The organism is Komagataeibacter ossonobensis (genome assembly GCF_057359305.1).
Genome location: NZ_JBXAYQ010000001.1, coordinates 463373 through 477634, shown reverse-complemented (window position 1 = coordinate 477634; position 14262 = coordinate 463373). Strand labels below are relative to the sequence as shown.

Sequence of the window (14262 nt, the reverse complement as noted above, 5' to 3'; positions counted from 1 at the left end):
ATGATGTTTGATCGTCCCCTTCTCCGGTTCGTGCCGCGTGGTACGAAAATCAACTTCATGCGCGGCCGCTTCATCGGGCTTGCGACATCGGCGGTGCTGTCCATTGCCTCGCTGATCCTGTTCTTCCATCCCGGCCTGACACTGGGGCTGGATTTCCGGGGCGGCATCGTGGTGGAAGCGCGCACGCAGGGACCGGCGGATTTCAATGCCATCCGCGCGGCCCTTGCCGCCCAGCACGTGACGGCCGCGGGCGTGCAGTCCTTTGGCGGGCCGGATGACGTGCTGATCCGCCTTGATACGCCGCCCGACAGCGAACCCGATCATGAGGCCCGCACGCAGGCCATGGTCGATTCCGTGCGCCATGCCATCGGCACCCTGCCTGGTGCGCAGGTGCTGCGGGCGGATGCGGTGGGCGCATCCGTGTCAAAGGAACTGTTCCGCAACGGCATGCTGGCCCTTGGCATCAGCCTGCTGATGATCCTGGCCTATATCTGGTTTCGTTTTGAGTGGGAGTTCGCGGTCAGCGCAGTGGTGACGCTGGTGCTGGACCTGACCAAGGCCATCGGTTTCCTGGTCATCACGCATTTCGAATTCGATCTGGTGATGGTGGCCGCCATCCTGACCATTCTTGGCTATTCCACCAATGACAAGGTGGTGGTCTATGACCGCGTTCGTGAAAACCTGCGCAAATACCGCACCATGCCGCTGGCGGAACTGATTGACCTGTCGATCAACGAAACGCTCAGCCGTACGCTGGGCACGTCATCGACCGTATTCCTTGCCGCATTGCCGCTGGCACTGTTTGGCGGGGCCAGCCTGTCGGGATTTGCGTGGGTGATGCTGTTCGGGATTGTGGTGGGCACGTCATCTTCCATCTTCATCGCGGCACCGCTGCTGCTACTGATGGGGGAAAAGCGCCTGCGTCGTGACGCGCGGCCACCCGTGCGCACCTGAAATCGGGCATGGGATGCCAACGCAACGGATGCGCGTGACCTGACCTGACATAAAGACGCCGCCTTCTTGAAAAAGGCGGCGCCCACAAACCTTTATTTATCAATACGCTTATTTATGGGCGGGTGTGGCCGATTGCGGCTTCCCCCGCCCTTTTGCATCAGGGCTGGCAGGACCGTTTGGCAGGCAGCTCGGCGGTGTCCGTCCCCCCAGTGTGGATGGATCGGGCTGGTTGGTGCACGCCACCATCAGTTCCACTGCCTGCTGCCCATTACGGCGCGCCTTGCGTGATGGCCTGGTCAGGGCAGCGAGGATCATGCTCTTGCCGTATTTGAGCGAGGTGGCCATGTCATACACCTGCTGGCCCGACAGGCCGCCATCCTGCAGGCGACTGACCATGCCGCCTTCGGCCATGAAATAGGACGTGATCAGCAGGTAATCCTGTGCCGGGGCTGGCAGGCGGGACATGTCCACCCTGCTGGACGAATGACAGCCCGCCAGCAGCGCTACTGCCGACAGGGCCAGCAGTCGTCTGCGCATATATCGTGTCATATCAATCATAAGCCAGCCACCTTCACCATATCGGGGGATATTGGGCAGTCCCGTCCCCCGGCACAAGGGCGGTCAGGGATGCGCCAAAAAAACGGGCACCCACCGGGGTGCCCGTTTTGCGTTCCCGCAGCCTGATATGTGGGATCAGGCCTTGGGCGCGGTCGAAGCGGATTTCTGGGCCGCTTCCGTCTTCAGCACATCCAGGATGTCCTGCAGCAGCACTTCGTTGCGCGGCGGTGCGGGCGGCGTCGCGGGCTTTTCGGCTTCTTTCTTCACCGTCAGGCGGTTGATGGCCTTCACCACCCAGAAAATCACGAAACCGATGATGATGAACTGGATCACCGCGTTCAGGAACAGGCCGATATTGATCGTAACTGCCCCGGCCTTCTGCGCATCGGCCAGTGTCGCCATGTGCGGGCCACGCAGGGTGATGAACAGGTTGGTAAAGTCGATACCGCCGATCAGCAGGCCCAGTACTGGCGTGAACACGTCCTTCACCAGGCTGTTCACGATGGCGGTGAACGCGGCGCCCACGATCACACCGACCGCAAGGTCAACCACATTGCCGCGCATTAGAAATGAGCGGAATTCTCCCAGCCAACCGGGTACATGAAGATCCTTGACGTGCAGTTCGGGCACGTGGTCCGGCAGTTTCGCCATGAATGCCAATCCTTAGTTTAATGGAATACGCCCTAGCTCTAGCAACATCGCGACATCATGACGACCATATATTATCGTGTGGCCCTTCCATTCCCCCGCATGATGCAACAGGGTAACACCATGGCCTGAAGACGGCAGGGCGGGCTTTTCTTGCCATCGGGTGTTGATCTTGCCGGCACTTGTCGTCTATACGCCTGCCGATACAACGCCCCCGGTCGGCATCGGTGGGCCCAGCGCGAAAGTGTTTGAAATGAAATCCGGCATCCACCCCGACTACCACGAAATCAATGTCATCATGACCGATGGCACCGAATACACGACCCGTTCGTGCTACGGCAAGGCTGGCGATACGCTGCGCCTGGACATCGATCCGAAGTCCCACCCGGCATGGACCGGCGTGCAGCGCATGATGGACACCGGGGGCCAGGTCGCCAAGTTTAACAAGAAGTTCGGCGCACTGGGCCAGCGCAAGAAGGGCTGATACCCCCTCCCTCCCGATCAGGTCTGAAGTCCGTGGCAATGCCCGGTCCCTTGAACAGGGGGCCGGGCATTCCCATGTCTGGACTGCGCCGGATGCCCATAGCGGGTCCATGCGCATTACCCAAAATCGCGGTTCGCCCAACCGGGGGGCCGCATGACACCAGACCTTGCTTCATGGAGGTTTCACATGGCTTATGATTTCGCGCCGCTGTTTCGCAGCGCCATAGGATTTGACCGTCTGGCCCAGCTTGTCGATACGGCGGCACAGAACCCGGTCGGTTCGTCCTATCCCCCTTACAACATCGAAAAACTGTCCGATGCGCAGTACACGCTGACAATGGCGGTCGCGGGCTTTGGCCCCGATGACATTGAACTGACGGTACAGGACAATACCCTGATCGTGTCAGGTCGTGTCAGTGACGGCACGCAGGGCAGGGAAATGCTCCACCGCGGCATCGCCACGCGCGCCTTCGAACGCCGTTTTGTGCTGGCTGACCATGTGGTGGTGGAAAAGGCGGACCTGACCAACGGCCTGCTGCGCATCGCGGTGCGCCACATCGTGCCCGAGGCGCTGAAGCCACGCCGTATCCCCATTTCCTCAGGCCAGGCCATGGCGGGCGATACCACCCCGCAGGCCGAAGCACCTCACCCCGCCATCGACGGGATGGCCGGGACAAGCACGGCAGGCGCTGCAGCCCCACAGCCCGCAGGCTGTGCCGCATAAGCGGGCGATCATAGTGTATTTGCCGCAGGGGCAGGCCACCGGTCTGCCCCTGTTTTTATTGATGGGAAACATCCGGGACGGGTGGATTGAAGTCTTGACCTTTGCCGCCTGCAACCGTCATATCACTTCCACGAGTGTTTTCTGTTTCTGGCGCGCCAGCAGGTACGCACGGTTCCCGCTTTTTCAGGGACCGTTTCAAACACCCTTTCAGGTGCCTGCGTGTGGCGCCACACGCTGTAGGACCTGAGAATGACTGCCCTGCCCTTAATGCCCAAGGCGACCGCCGTGTGGCTTATTGAAAAGACGGCGCTGACTTTTACCCAGATTGCCGCATACTGTGGAATGCATCCCCTTGAAGTCCAGGCCATCGCGGACGGGGAAGTAGCACAGGGAATCCGGGGCTATGACCCGATTGCCCACCACCAGCTGACCCAGGCGGAAATTACCCGTTGCGAAAAAGACCCCGAGGAACGCCTCAAGGGACTGCCGCCCGCCAACCCGATCAACCGCCGGTCCAAGGGCGCGCGCTATACCCCGGTGGCCAAGCGTAACGACCGTCCGGATGCGATTGCCTTCATCCTGCGCAATTTCCCGCAACTGTCGGAACAGCAGACCAGCAAGCTGCTGGGCACCACCAAGGACACCATCGAGAAGGTGCGCACCAAGCAGCACTGGAACAGCGCCAACATCAAGCCGCGTGACCCGGTCACACTGGGCCTGTGCAGCCAGACGGACCTGAACGCCATGGTCGCCGCCGCCAATGAACGGCTGGCGCGTGAAGGTCAGGCCGTGCCACCGCCGCTGGAACTGGATGACGACAGCGAACACGGCATCTGACCAACATCCCGCCACCCGGACAGGCCGGGCGGCGGGTCTGTTGTCAGCCCAGCCGGGCCAGGCGCTCGATCTCTTCCTTCACACGAAGTTTCTCAAGCTTGAGCCGCCGCAGGGCGCCTTCATCGGGCATGGGCCTGCGGTCTTCATCGAAAATGCGGGCATCAAGCCGCGCATGACGGGATTTAAGGCTGTTGATACGTGCTTCGTACGACATGGAACCCTCCAGCGTCTTGACTGCAACCCGATCAGGCTAGACCAGACGATGCTGCAATTTCCATGCTAAAATTGCAGCCCCTGGGGATCATGTCCGGCATTTCGCCTTTTGCGGCGGATATGCTTAGGATACGCCATGCCCACTTAACAGATGAGCCGCCATGCTGACAGATCGGGACACCCTTCTTCGCAAGCTGCACGAACTGCGCAGCGAACATCGCGACCTTGATACGGTCATTAGCCGCATGGCCCAGCAGGTAACGGACCAGTTGCAACTGCAACGGCTGAAAAAGCGCAAGCTGCTGCTGAAGGACGAGATCACATGGCTGGAAAGCCGCATGATCCCCGACAGTATCGCCTGATTCCCTGACGAGAGTATTGCAATCGTGAGCCTTTCCCCCCTTCCACCCTCCGGCACGAAATTCCCGCGCGTGGGGCTGATCATGGGCAGCCAGTCCGACTGGGAAACCATGCGTCATGCCACCACCGTGCTGGAAGCGCTGGATATCGCGCATGAGGTGCGTATCGTCTCTGCCCACCGCACGCCCGACCGCCTGGCGGACTACGCGAAATCGGCGCAGGGGCGTGGCCTGTCGGTCATTATCGCAGGCGCCGGGGGGGCTGCGCACCTGCCGGGCATGTGTGCGGCATGGACGGCGCTGCCGGTGCTGGGGGTACCGGTCGAATCGCATGCGCTCAAGGGCATGGACAGCCTGCTGTCCATCGTGCAGATGCCCGGCGGCATTCCCGTGGGCACGCTGGCCATTGGCAAGGCGGGGGCGATCAACGCGGCGCTGATGGCGGCGTCCATCCTTGCCCTGTCGGACCCTGACCTTGGCGCACGACTGGCTGCATGGCGGGCGAAACAGACGGAAGCCGTGGCGCAGGAACCGGTGCGATGACGCCGCTTGCCCCCGGTTCGGTGCTGGGCATTGTCGGCGGCGGGCAGCTTGGCCGCATGTCCGCCATTGCCGCCGCCCGCCTTGGCTACCGCGCCCATATCCTGACGACGGAAGCCGACGGCCCGGCTGCGCAGGTGGCGCATGCCATTACCCTTGGCCGGTATGACGACCATGACGCCCTGCGCCGCTTTGCCGATGCGGTGGATGTCATTACCTTTGAATTCGAGAATATCAGCGCCGACGGTCTGGACCTGCTGTCCAGCATCCGCCCGGTCCACCCCGCCGGTCGTATCCTGCGCATAAGCCAGGACCGTATTGCCGAAAAAACCTTCATGGCGGAAAACGACATTCCGGTGGCCCCCTGGCGGGGCGTGCATGACCGCGCCGATCTGGATAGGGCGGCGGAAGCGCTGGGCTATCCCTTCATCCTCAAGACCACGCGCCTTGGGTATGATGGCAAGGGACAGGCCCGCATTCATGATGCGTCGGAACTGGACACCGCATTCGACAGCCTGCGCCCCCACCCGCTGGTGGCTGAGGGCATGGTACGCTTCGCCTGTGAGGTCAGCGTGATGGTCGCGCGTAACGCATGCGGTGACATCGTGACCTTTGACGTAACCGAAAACCGTCACCGCAACGGCATTCTGGACATAAGTCTGGCCCCGGCCCGAATCGCGCCCGACCTTGCGGCGCAGGCCCGCGATCTTGCCCGCCGCATCGCCACGGCGCTGGACCTGATTGGCCTGCTGGGGGTCGAGATGTTCGTGGACCGCGACGGCAGCCTGCGCGTGAACGAAATTGCGCCCCGGCCCCATAATTCGGGCCACTGGACCATGAATGCCTGCCCCGTGGACCAGTTCGAGATGCATGTGCGCGCAGTGACCGGCCTGTCACTGCCCCCCGCAGGCCGCCACAGCGACGCCGTCATGAAAAACCTGATCGGCCCCGATGACATGGCCCTGTGGCCTGAAATCATGACGACCCCCGGCCTGCTGGCGCATCATTATGGCAAGGCGGAAGCCCGCCCGGGGCGCAAGATGGGGCATGTGAACGTGCTGTTCCCCAAGGGCGCGCTGCCCGGGGAATTCGGGGTGGAAGCCGCCCTTGGCCCGCTGGCGCGCCCGTTGGCTGATGCGTAACTAGACCAGCAGCCCCGCAGCACGGAAGCTGTGGGTCCGGCCATTGCCCACAATGATGTGGTCATGCACCGTAACCTGCATGATCTTGCCGATCTGCGCGATGCGCAGGGTCATTTCAATATCGGCGGATGAAGGTTCCGGCTGGCCTGCGGGGTGGTTATGCGCCAGCACCAGCCGTCCTGCCCCCAGTTTCAGTGCGCGGCGCATGATTTCGCGCGGATAAACCGGGGAATGGTTGACCGTGCCGGTGCCCATCAGTTCATCGGCCAGCAGGTGAAAGCCCTCATCAAGGAACAGCACGCGGAACTGTTCAATCACTTCATGCCCCATGCAGGCCTGCAGGTAGGCTTCCAGTCCCGCCTGCCCCGCCAGAAGATCCGTGCGCCGCACACGGGCGCGGTACAGGCGCAGCGCCACCTCCCGTAGCACCGCCAGCAGGGGCGGCAGAACGGTTTCACGTCCCGCCACTTCATCCAGCGCCCCCACATGCGCCGACAGCGCCATGCCCGCCGAACCGAAACGGGCCAGGAAGCTGGCCGCCAGCCGGTCCGGTGCGGGATGGGCTGGATCAAGCGTGCGGATCAGGCGCTGTAGGAAGGCATGGTCATCCGCCCGGCTGATACCGCCACCAAGGGGAAGTGTGACCGGTTCGGGCGATGTGTGATCGTGCAAACGGTGTTTTCCCAACAATTGCAGGACAAATACCGTCCCGATGGTGCATTATGCGCTCAGAACAAGGAGGTTATGAACCTGCATGCCGTTTCATGAAAACCATACCGTACTTTTCGACCTGGACGGAACCATCGTCCGTTCCCGCGATGGCATTGTGGAATCCATTTACGCCGTACTGCGCGACCTTGGTCATGAACCCGACATGTCGATTGACCTGACATGGGTGGTCGGCCCCCCGCTGGAAGAACTGATCGCCCATATCCTCGCGCATTATGGCGATGACCGGGTGGACGAAGCGATGGCGCTTTACCGCAAGCACTACGAATCGGAAGGCATGCACAAAAGCCCGGTTTTCGACCACATGCGCAACGTGATCGAGACCCTGTCCGCTAAAGGGGTGCGGCTGTTTGTCGCGACATCCAAGCCACGCCATCTTGCGCGCAAGATCCTGCACCTGCGCAACCTCGTGCAGTATTTCGATGGCCTGTCGGGCGCGCGCGCCGATGACAGCGGCGCGGAAAAGCCCGAACTGATCGCAGCCGTGCTGCGTGAACATGACATCCGGCGCGAGGATGCGCTGATGATCGGTGACCGGCGCTTTGACATAAGCGGCGCGCACGCCAACCACGTCCGTGCGCTGGGGGTATTGTGGGGCTATGGCACGCGGGAAGAACTGACGCAGGCCGGTGCCGATGCGCTGGTCAGCCAGCCATCCGAACTGCTGGATGCCATCCGCCAGCAGTTCGCAGCGGCCGAAGCCCACCCGCACGGCTGATACGCCCTATCGCGCGATCATGGTCCGCAGGCTTGCATCCTTCCCGCCGCCGCGCACCACGCAGTCATGCACGATCAGGCCCAGCAGGCGGGCATGGGTTTCCAGCATGCGGCCGAAACGCAGGTCGGCATCCTGACCCTCCGCTGGCGGCATGCGCTGGCCGATATCCCTGATCGCAACCAGGGAGACGGCATGCAGTTCCAGCGCACGCGCCAGCACGGTCCGGCACATATCGGCGGGCGGGGCGATACTGACGGCTTCATCGGCCAGCACATGCCGCGCGGAATCAAGGTAGAACAGCCGCCACCCGTCGGGATCATGCGCGGGCAGCCTGTCGCAGTACGCCATTACCGCCGCCATATCCGTGAAAATCACCTGCCCCCGCAGGTCGGGATGCGCCAGGCGCCGCGCCACCTGCACCGGACACCCCAGCACGGCCACCCCACGTGGCCCAAGTCCCGCCGCGCGCAGGGCGGAAGGGCTGGCATCCAGAACGGCCTCAAGATCACCGAAATGGGCCAGCAGCGCCTTCGCCTGCGGCTTGGTATCGCGCCGGGGCACGGCCGCGAACAGCAGGACCTCCAGCAATTCGTAATCCGCCAGCGAATGCGCGCCTGCCGTGCGAATACGCCTGCGCATGCGCGCCCGGTGACCGCCCGGCCCCGTTCCCCTGAGCGTATTCATGCCATCGCTTCCCCCTGCGCATTTCCCCTGACCATGATTGATAGCATTGGTTACCCGGCGGCGGGATTGCTATAGAAGATAATGTCATGGACAGCCTTATCCCCACCGGCCGTGTGCCGGATTACCTGAACCGCCTCAATCCCGAACAGCGGGCCGCGATCGAGACGACGGATGGCCCGCTGCTGGTCCTTGCCGGCGCGGGCACCGGAAAGACACGGGTGCTGACCACGCGGTTCGCGCATATCCTGCTGTCGGGGCGCGCGCGGCCCAACCAGATCCTGGCCGTGACCTTCACCAACAAGGCCGCGCGTGAAATGCGCGAACGCGTCAGCGCCCTGCTGGGTGAACCGGCGGAAGGGCTGTGGCTGGGTACGTTCCATGCCCTGTGCGCGCGCATGCTGCGCCGCCATGCGGAATATGTCGGGCTGACCAGCAGCTTCACCATCCTTGATACCGATGACCAGCTGCGTCTGCTCAAGCAGGTGCTTGAACCCTACCGCATCGATACCAAGCGCTGGCCGCCACAGGCGATCATGGGCGTGATCCAGCGGTGGAAGGATCGCGGGCTGGTGCCCGACGCCATCACGGCGGCCGAGGACACGGATTTCGCCAATGGACGCTGCGCCGAGATCTATACCGATTACCAGCAGCGCCTGAAACAGCTTAACGCCTGCGACTTTGGCGACCTTATGCTGCACATGACGGAAATCCTGCGCAGACACCCCGATGTGCTGGCACAGTATCACCGTTTCTTCCGCTACATCCTGGTGGATGAGTATCAGGACACCAACACCATCCAGTACCTGTGGCTGCGGCTGCTGGCCCATCGGGACAACCAGCCATCCAACATCTGCTGCGTGGGTGATGATGACCAGTCGATCTATTCATGGCGCGGGGCGGAAGTGGAAAACATCCTGCGCTTCGAACGCGATTTTCCAGGCGCGAAAGTGGTGCGGCTGGAACGCAATTACCGTTCCACCCGGCAGATCCTTGGCGCGGCGTCGGGCCTGATCGCGCATAACGAGGAACGTCTGGGCAAGACCCTGCATCCCGGCCGCGAGGATGCGGAAGGCGAGAAGGTGCGCGTGATTTCCGTGCAGGATTCGGATGATGAGGCCCGCATGGTCGGCACCGAGATCGAACGCCTGCGCGCCGATGGCCACCCGATGGGCGAAATCGCCATCCTTGTCCGCGCGGGCTTCCAGACCCGCGCGTTTGAAGAACGGCTGATTACCCTTGGCCTGCCCTACCGCGTGGTCGGTGGCCTGCGTTTTTACGAACGCGCCGAAATCCGCGACGCCATCGCCTACATGCGCGTGGTCAACCAGCCTTCCGACGACCTTGCGTTTGAACGCATCATCAATGTGCCGCGACGGGGCGTGGGGACCACGGGACTGCAGAAAATGCACATGCACGCCCGCGAACGCCAGATCCCGCTGACCGCGGCCGTGCTGGAGATGCTGGGCACTGGCGACATCAAGGGCCGGGCGAAGGAACAGCTTGCCACCCTCATGCGCACGCTGGGCACCACGCGCGACATGCTGGGGCGCGAGGGGCATGTCGTCGCCATTGACCACCTGCTGGAGGACAGCGGCTATATCGACATGTGGAAGGCCGACAAATCCCCCGATGCGCCGGGACGGCTGGAAAACCTGAAGGAGCTGGTGCGCTCGCTGGCGGATTATGAAAACCTTGGCGGATTCCTTGAACACGTTGCCCTTGTCATGGATACCGAGGATAAATCGGGCGAGGACAGCATGAGTATCATGACCCTGCATGGCGCCAAGGGGCTGGAATTCGATACCGTGTTCCTGCCGGGATGGGAGGAAGGCGTCTTTCCGTCCCAGCGCACGCTGGATGAAGGCGGCCTGAAGGGGCTGGAGGAGGAACGCCGCCTGGCCTATGTCGGCATTACGCGCGCGCGCAAGCTGGCCATGATCAGCCATGCCGCCAATCGCCGCATATACGGCAACTGGCAGTCCGCCATTCCCAGCCGCTTTGTCGAGGAGCTGCCCGCGGAACATATCGAGACACGCGGCGACACCGCCAACAGCCGGCGCAGTTTCCTTGGCCGTCCCGCCGTGTTTGGCAGCACGCCCTTCCCGCTGGTGGCATCCCGGCGGGTGCATGACGTGACACCGTCCACCACCGCCACGTCGGGCATGAAGGTGGGGGTGCGTGTGTTCCACCAGAAATTCGGCTACGGCACCATTACCTCGGTCGAGGGAAACCGGCTGGAAGTCGCGTTTGAAAAAGCAGGCCCCAAGCGGGTGATCGATACATTTGTTGAGCAGGTATAGATGAGCCTTTCCCCCCGGCGTCACGCCACAGAACTGGAAACCATATCGGTCACGGTCCCGCCTGATGCGGTCGAAGCCTATGAATCCGCCCTGTCCACCGTCTGCACCACCATCGGCATTTTTGAAGTCGATGACAGCCAGACCCTGTGGCGCGTGGAAGGCGTCAAGGATACCGGCAGCGGCGAGGACGAACTGCGCGCCGCCCTGATCGTGGCGGGCCTGACCAGTGGCGTGGATGCCGAACTGGAACGCAGCCACACGGAATCCGAAGGCTGGCTGGCGCGCACATACGAATCCTTTCCCGAACAGCTTGCGGGCAGGCGCTTCGCCATCCGCGGCACGCACCTTGAACCCACCACCAGCCCCCAGCGCATCACCATCACGCTAGATGCGGGCGTTGCCTTCGGGTCGGGGGAACACGGCTCGACCCGTGGCTGCCTGCGCGCGCTGGAAATGGTCGCCTATCGCAGGCCACAGCGTATCCTTGACCTGGGCTGCGGGTCGGGCATCCTTGCCATGGCGGCCGCCGCCCTGCTGCACAAACGCGTGCTGGCGACCGATATCGACCCGTGGTCCGTGCGCGTGACGCGCCGTAACGCGGCCATGAATGGGCTGTCCAATCTGGTGGACTGCCATCTGGGCAATGGCTGGGCCACGCCCGCCATCCGCCACCATGCGCCCTATGATCTGGTATTCGCCAACATCCTTGCCCGCCCGCTATGCAGCATGGCGGCCGACCTTGCGCGCAACCTGCTGCCCGGTGGCACTGCCATCCTTGCGGGGCTGCTGAATACACAGGTGCGCATGGTGCTGGCTGCCCATCGCCGCCACGGGCTGGTGCTGGAACGCCACCTGCGTGAAGGGGACTGGGGCACGCTGATCCTGCGCAAACCCAATGGCTGATACCGCGTCCCTGCTGATCCGTGACGCGACGGATGCGGATATTCCCGCCATAGTCGAAATCGTCAATCACGCCATCCGCAATAGCACATCCATGTGGGAAACCCACGAAACCACCATCGCCGCCCGGCTGGACTGGCTGCATACCAGTCAGGCCAGCGGGTTTCCGGTACTGGTGGCCGAAACGCCCGATGGCCATGTGGCGGGCTACAGTAGCTGGAAAACCTTCCGGCCCTTTTCAGGCTACCGGCATACGGTCGAACATTCGCTGTACATCGCCCCGGCCTACAAGCGCCGTGGCATTGGCAGCGCCCTGCTGCAGGCCCTGTGTGAGCGGGCAAAGACGGAGGAGGTACATGTCATGATCGCGGGCATTACCTCCACCAACATTGCGTCGCGCAAGCTGCATGAACGCTTCGGCTTCCAGCATGGAGGCCTGCTGCCTGAATGCGGCACGAAATACGGGCGGTGGATGGACCTTCTGTTCCTGTACCGCATCATGTCCGTTTCCTGATCCCTTACCGAAGGATATGCCCATGCCCACCGTCCCGAACCGCCCCGACGCGCTGCGCGCCGTGCTGAAACAGATGGGCGTTGATGGATTTATCCTGCCCCGTGGGGATGAACACTTGGGGGAATACGTCGCCCCCTGTGCTGAACGCCTGGCGTGGCTGACCGGCTTTACCGGCAGCGCGGGGATGGCGGCGGTGCTGCCGGATGTCGCCGCCGTCTTTTCCGATGGCCGCTACATCACCCAGATGGACCAGCAGGTGGACAAGCAGGCATGGGAACGGCTGCATATCCGTGACGTCCCGCCCGCCACATGGCTGGCGCGGCACGGGGCGACTTGCCGGATCGGTTATGATCCGCGCCTGATCAGCGAAAGCGCGCTGCGCCCGTTCAGTGATGCGGGGCTGGACCTGGTCGCCCTGCCCGCAAACCCGGTTGACCGGATCTGGGCCGACCGCCCCGCCCCGCCCTGCACGCCCTGCGTCCCGCAGCCCGAGGAATGGGCCGGGCAGTCCAGCCGGGACAAGCGCGCGGCCATTGCGGGCGGCCTGCGCGAGGCGGGCGATGCGGCGGTGGTGCTGAGCGATCCGGCATCAATCGCATGGCTGCTGAACATCCGTGGCCGCGACGTGCCTTACACGCCACTCAGCCTGTCCTTCGCCATCGTGTATGAGACCGGACGCGTCACGTTGCTGATCGACCCGGCCAAGGTGTCCGACACGACGCGGCAGTGGCTGGGGGATGATGTCACGATCGCACCGCCCGCAGCACTGGCGGAAAGCCTGCGCGCCCTGTCCGGTACACGCGTGCAGGTGGATCCGGCCGGCAATGCCGTATGGTTCATCCAGACACTGGAAGATGCAGGGGCCACGGTCATCCGCAGGGGCGATCCCTGCCAGTGGCCCAAGGCGATCAAGAACCGGACCGAACAGGAAGGCAGCCGCCGTGCCCACCTGCTGGATGGAATCGCCATCTGCCGTTTCCTGCACTGGCTGGATGAAAACGCAACCGACACGGCGGAACTGGCAGCGGCAGAACAGCTGGACCGCTTCCGTGCCGCCTGCCCTGACTACCGGGAGGAAAGCTTCCCCGCCATTTCCGGTTCCGGCCCGAACGGCGCGATCATCCATTACCGTGTCACGCCCGAAACCGATCGCAGGCTGCAACCCAACGAGGTCTACCTGATCGATAGTGGCGGCCAGTATCCCTTTGGCACCACCGATATCACCCGCACGGTCTGGACCGGGCCGGATGCGCCGGGGGCGGATGTGCGTGATGCCTTCACCCGCGTGCTGCGCGGGCATATCGCGCTGGCGCGCGCGCATTTCCCGCGCGGCGTGACCGGCCACGCGCTGGATGCCCTTGCCCGCCATGCATTGTGGGAAGGCGGGCTGGATTATGACCATGGCACCGGCCATGGCATTGGCAGCTACCTGTCGGTGCATGAGGGACCGGCAACCATTTCCCCCGTTTTCCGCCCCGTGAAATTGCATGCGGGCATGATCCTGTCGAATGAGCCGGGCTATTACCGACCCGGTGCGTTCGGCATCCGCCTGGAAAACCTGCATCTGGTCCAGCCGTCCCCCACGGCGGAGGCAGGACGCGATTTTCTGGAATTCGAGGTCCTGACCCTGGCCCCGTTCGACCGGCGGCTGATTGATGTGGCCAGCCTGCAGGAAAATGAAATTGCCTGGCTGGATGCCTATCATGCACGGGTTTTTGAAATGATCGCCCCACATCTGGGAAGTCAGGAACGCACATGGCTTGGCGTTGCATGCGCACCGCTGAACGCCGGATAATGTGACTGCAAAACCACGGTCATGGCCCGGTGGCCCGATTGTCACGCGGGGCTGGGGGGCCTAGGACTTTTAACCAGTTCCGACGGGGCACCCGGCAACGAACCGGGTCCGCCAAGCCGGTGCGCATGCTGAAACGCTTTTCAGTAGCAAGCACAAAGGGAGAC

The 14262-nt window shown here is 63.1% G+C and carries 17 protein-coding genes; 12 read left to right on the top strand and 5 right to left on the bottom strand.

The window, feature by feature from the left end; translation table 11 throughout:
* The first annotated feature begins 3 nt into the window (after nucleotides 1–3).
* The gene (gene secF, locus AC1RQ9_RS02150) at nucleotides 4–954 is read left to right on the top strand and encodes a protein translocase subunit SecF (RefSeq protein WP_193733810.1); all 951 of its coding nucleotides are present in this window, start codon (nucleotides 4–6) and stop codon (nucleotides 952–954) included.
* A gap of 108 nt (nucleotides 955–1062) precedes the next feature.
* Here the strand turns inward: secF and AC1RQ9_RS02145 are convergent, their stop codons facing one another.
* Together AC1RQ9_RS02145 and mscL are read right to left on the bottom strand one after the other, a co-directional pair.
* Entirely contained in the window at nucleotides 1063–1491 is a 429-nt protein-coding gene (locus AC1RQ9_RS02145) for a hypothetical protein (RefSeq protein ID WP_485985383.1), read from the bottom strand.
* 156 nt (nucleotides 1492–1647) lie between these two features.
* The gene (gene mscL, locus AC1RQ9_RS02140) at nucleotides 1648–2163 is read right to left on the bottom strand and encodes a large conductance mechanosensitive channel protein MscL (RefSeq protein WP_193733783.1); all 516 of its coding nucleotides are present in this window, start codon (nucleotides 2161–2163) and stop codon (nucleotides 1648–1650) included.
* A 250-nt stretch (nucleotides 2164–2413) separates the two neighbouring features.
* Between mscL and rpmE the strand changes: the two genes are divergently transcribed.
* The 3 genes from rpmE to AC1RQ9_RS02125 all read left to right on the top strand — a co-directional run bounded on the left by rpmE (nucleotide 2414) and on the right by AC1RQ9_RS02125 (nucleotide 4204).
* Nucleotides 2414–2644, top strand: coding sequence for a 50S ribosomal protein L31 (gene rpmE / locus AC1RQ9_RS02135; RefSeq protein WP_010507580.1), 231 nt, complete (start codon nucleotides 2414–2416; stop codon nucleotides 2642–2644).
* A 186-nt stretch (nucleotides 2645–2830) separates the two neighbouring features.
* Entirely contained in the window at nucleotides 2831–3367 is a 537-nt protein-coding gene (locus AC1RQ9_RS02130) for an Hsp20 family protein (RefSeq protein ID WP_485985382.1), read from the top strand.
* A gap of 249 nt (nucleotides 3368–3616) precedes the next feature.
* Nucleotides 3617–4204 carry a DUF1013 domain-containing protein gene (locus AC1RQ9_RS02125; protein WP_141262305.1) on the top strand — a complete coding sequence of 196 codons (588 nt, stop codon included), beginning with the start codon at nucleotides 3617–3619 and terminating at the stop codon, nucleotides 4202–4204.
* Between the two features lie 43 nt (nucleotides 4205–4247).
* On the opposite strand, the gene AC1RQ9_RS02120 is transcribed toward AC1RQ9_RS02125, so the two are convergent.
* Nucleotides 4248–4418: a YdcH family protein gene (locus tag AC1RQ9_RS02120; protein WP_193733781.1), complete on the bottom strand. Its 171-nt coding sequence runs from the start codon at nucleotides 4416–4418 to the stop codon at nucleotides 4248–4250.
* Nucleotides 4419–4578: 160 nt separating this feature from the next.
* On the opposite strand from AC1RQ9_RS02120, the gene AC1RQ9_RS02115 reads away from it, so the two are divergent.
* The 3 genes from AC1RQ9_RS02115 to AC1RQ9_RS02105 are packed head-to-tail and all read left to right on the top strand — an operon-like array spanning nucleotide 4579 to nucleotide 6458.
* Nucleotides 4579–4779, top strand: a complete 201-nt coding sequence (locus AC1RQ9_RS02115) for a YdcH family protein (RefSeq protein WP_010507587.1) — start codon at nucleotides 4579–4581, stop codon at nucleotides 4777–4779.
* A gap of 24 nt (nucleotides 4780–4803) precedes the next feature.
* Nucleotides 4804–5319 (top strand): 5-(carboxyamino)imidazole ribonucleotide mutase, encoded by a 516-nt coding sequence (purE, locus tag AC1RQ9_RS02110; protein WP_485985381.1) that lies wholly within the window; start codon nucleotides 4804–4806, stop codon nucleotides 5317–5319.
* Nucleotides 5316–6458, top strand: a complete 1143-nt coding sequence (locus AC1RQ9_RS02105) for a 5-(carboxyamino)imidazole ribonucleotide synthase (RefSeq protein ID WP_485985380.1) — start codon at nucleotides 5316–5318, stop codon at nucleotides 6456–6458. Before purE ends, AC1RQ9_RS02105 begins: the two co-directional genes overlap by 4 nt.
* Here AC1RQ9_RS02105 and AC1RQ9_RS02100 read toward each other — a convergent pair whose 3' ends face one another.
* The gene (locus tag AC1RQ9_RS02100) at nucleotides 6459–7130 is read right to left on the bottom strand and encodes a JAB domain-containing protein (protein ID WP_193733779.1); all 672 of its coding nucleotides are present in this window, start codon (nucleotides 7128–7130) and stop codon (nucleotides 6459–6461) included.
* 82 nt (nucleotides 7131–7212) lie between these two features.
* Between AC1RQ9_RS02100 and AC1RQ9_RS02095 the strand changes: the two genes are divergently transcribed.
* Complete coding sequence (locus AC1RQ9_RS02095) at nucleotides 7213–7905, top strand: HAD hydrolase-like protein (RefSeq protein WP_485985379.1); 693 nt, start codon at nucleotides 7213–7215, stop codon at nucleotides 7903–7905.
* A gap of 6 nt (nucleotides 7906–7911) precedes the next feature.
* Here AC1RQ9_RS02095 and AC1RQ9_RS02090 read toward each other — a convergent pair whose 3' ends face one another.
* Nucleotides 7912–8589, bottom strand: coding sequence for a JAB domain-containing protein (locus tag AC1RQ9_RS02090; RefSeq protein ID WP_485985378.1), 678 nt, complete (start codon nucleotides 8587–8589; stop codon nucleotides 7912–7914).
* An 86-nt stretch (nucleotides 8590–8675) separates the two neighbouring features.
* Here AC1RQ9_RS02090 and AC1RQ9_RS02085 point away from each other — a divergent pair, with 86 nt between their 5' ends.
* From AC1RQ9_RS02085 to AC1RQ9_RS02070, 4 genes are read left to right on the top strand one after another with little or no spacing between them, the layout of a single operon-like run.
* Nucleotides 8676–10889, top strand: a complete 2214-nt coding sequence (locus AC1RQ9_RS02085) for an ATP-dependent helicase (RefSeq protein ID WP_485985377.1) — start codon at nucleotides 8676–8678, stop codon at nucleotides 10887–10889.
* Nucleotides 10890–11792, top strand: coding sequence for a 50S ribosomal protein L11 methyltransferase (locus AC1RQ9_RS02080; RefSeq protein WP_193733776.1), 903 nt, complete (start codon nucleotides 10890–10892; stop codon nucleotides 11790–11792).
* A complete protein-coding gene (locus AC1RQ9_RS02075; RefSeq protein ID WP_193733775.1) occupies nucleotides 11785–12303 on the top strand; it encodes a GNAT family N-acetyltransferase in 519 nt (172 codons plus the stop codon). Before AC1RQ9_RS02080 ends, AC1RQ9_RS02075 begins: the two co-directional genes overlap by 8 nt.
* Nucleotides 12304–12325: 22 nt before the next feature.
* On the top strand, nucleotides 12326–14098 hold the full coding sequence (locus tag AC1RQ9_RS02070) for a M24 family metallopeptidase (RefSeq protein WP_485985376.1): 1773 nt from the start codon (nucleotides 12326–12328) through the stop codon (nucleotides 14096–14098).
* The last annotated feature ends 164 nt before the right edge of the window (nucleotides 14099–14262 follow it).

What these genes read in the sequence shown, in the direction of transcription:
- AC1RQ9_RS02095 (WP_485985379.1), top strand. Translation starts at nt 7,213, where the DNA reads ATGCCGTTTCATGAAAACCATACCGTACTTTTCGACCTGGACGGAACC.
- rpmE (WP_010507580.1), top strand. Translation starts at nt 2,414, where the DNA reads ATGAAATCCGGCATCCACCCCGACTACCACGAAATCAATGTCATCATG.
- AC1RQ9_RS02070 (WP_485985376.1), top strand. Translation starts at nt 12,326, where the DNA reads ATGCCCACCGTCCCGAACCGCCCCGACGCGCTGCGCGCCGTGCTGAAA.
- AC1RQ9_RS02080 (WP_193733776.1), top strand. Translation starts at nt 10,890, where the DNA reads ATGAGCCTTTCCCCCCGGCGTCACGCCACAGAACTGGAAACCATATCG.
- AC1RQ9_RS02130 (WP_485985382.1), top strand. Translation starts at nt 2,831, where the DNA reads ATGGCTTATGATTTCGCGCCGCTGTTTCGCAGCGCCATAGGATTTGAC.
- AC1RQ9_RS02115 (WP_010507587.1), top strand. Translation starts at nt 4,579, where the DNA reads ATGCTGACAGATCGGGACACCCTTCTTCGCAAGCTGCACGAACTGCGC.
- AC1RQ9_RS02085 (WP_485985377.1), top strand. Translation starts at nt 8,676, where the DNA reads ATGGACAGCCTTATCCCCACCGGCCGTGTGCCGGATTACCTGAACCGC.
- AC1RQ9_RS02075 (WP_193733775.1), top strand. Translation starts at nt 11,785, where the DNA reads ATGGCTGATACCGCGTCCCTGCTGATCCGTGACGCGACGGATGCGGAT.
- AC1RQ9_RS02145 (WP_485985383.1), bottom strand. Translation starts at nt 1,491, where the DNA reads ATGCGCAGACGACTGCTGGCCCTGTCGGCAGTAGCGCTGCTGGCGGGC.
- AC1RQ9_RS02105 (WP_485985380.1), top strand. Translation starts at nt 5,316, where the DNA reads ATGACGCCGCTTGCCCCCGGTTCGGTGCTGGGCATTGTCGGCGGCGGG.
- secF (WP_193733810.1), top strand. Translation starts at nt 4, where the DNA reads ATGTTTGATCGTCCCCTTCTCCGGTTCGTGCCGCGTGGTACGAAAATC.
- mscL (WP_193733783.1), bottom strand. Translation starts at nt 2,163, where the DNA reads ATGGCGAAACTGCCGGACCACGTGCCCGAACTGCACGTCAAGGATCTT.
- AC1RQ9_RS02120 (WP_193733781.1), bottom strand. Translation starts at nt 4,418, where the DNA reads ATGTCGTACGAAGCACGTATCAACAGCCTTAAATCCCGTCATGCGCGG.
- AC1RQ9_RS02125 (WP_141262305.1), top strand. Translation starts at nt 3,617, where the DNA reads ATGACTGCCCTGCCCTTAATGCCCAAGGCGACCGCCGTGTGGCTTATT.
- AC1RQ9_RS02090 (WP_485985378.1), bottom strand. Translation starts at nt 8,589, where the DNA reads ATGAATACGCTCAGGGGAACGGGGCCGGGCGGTCACCGGGCGCGCATG.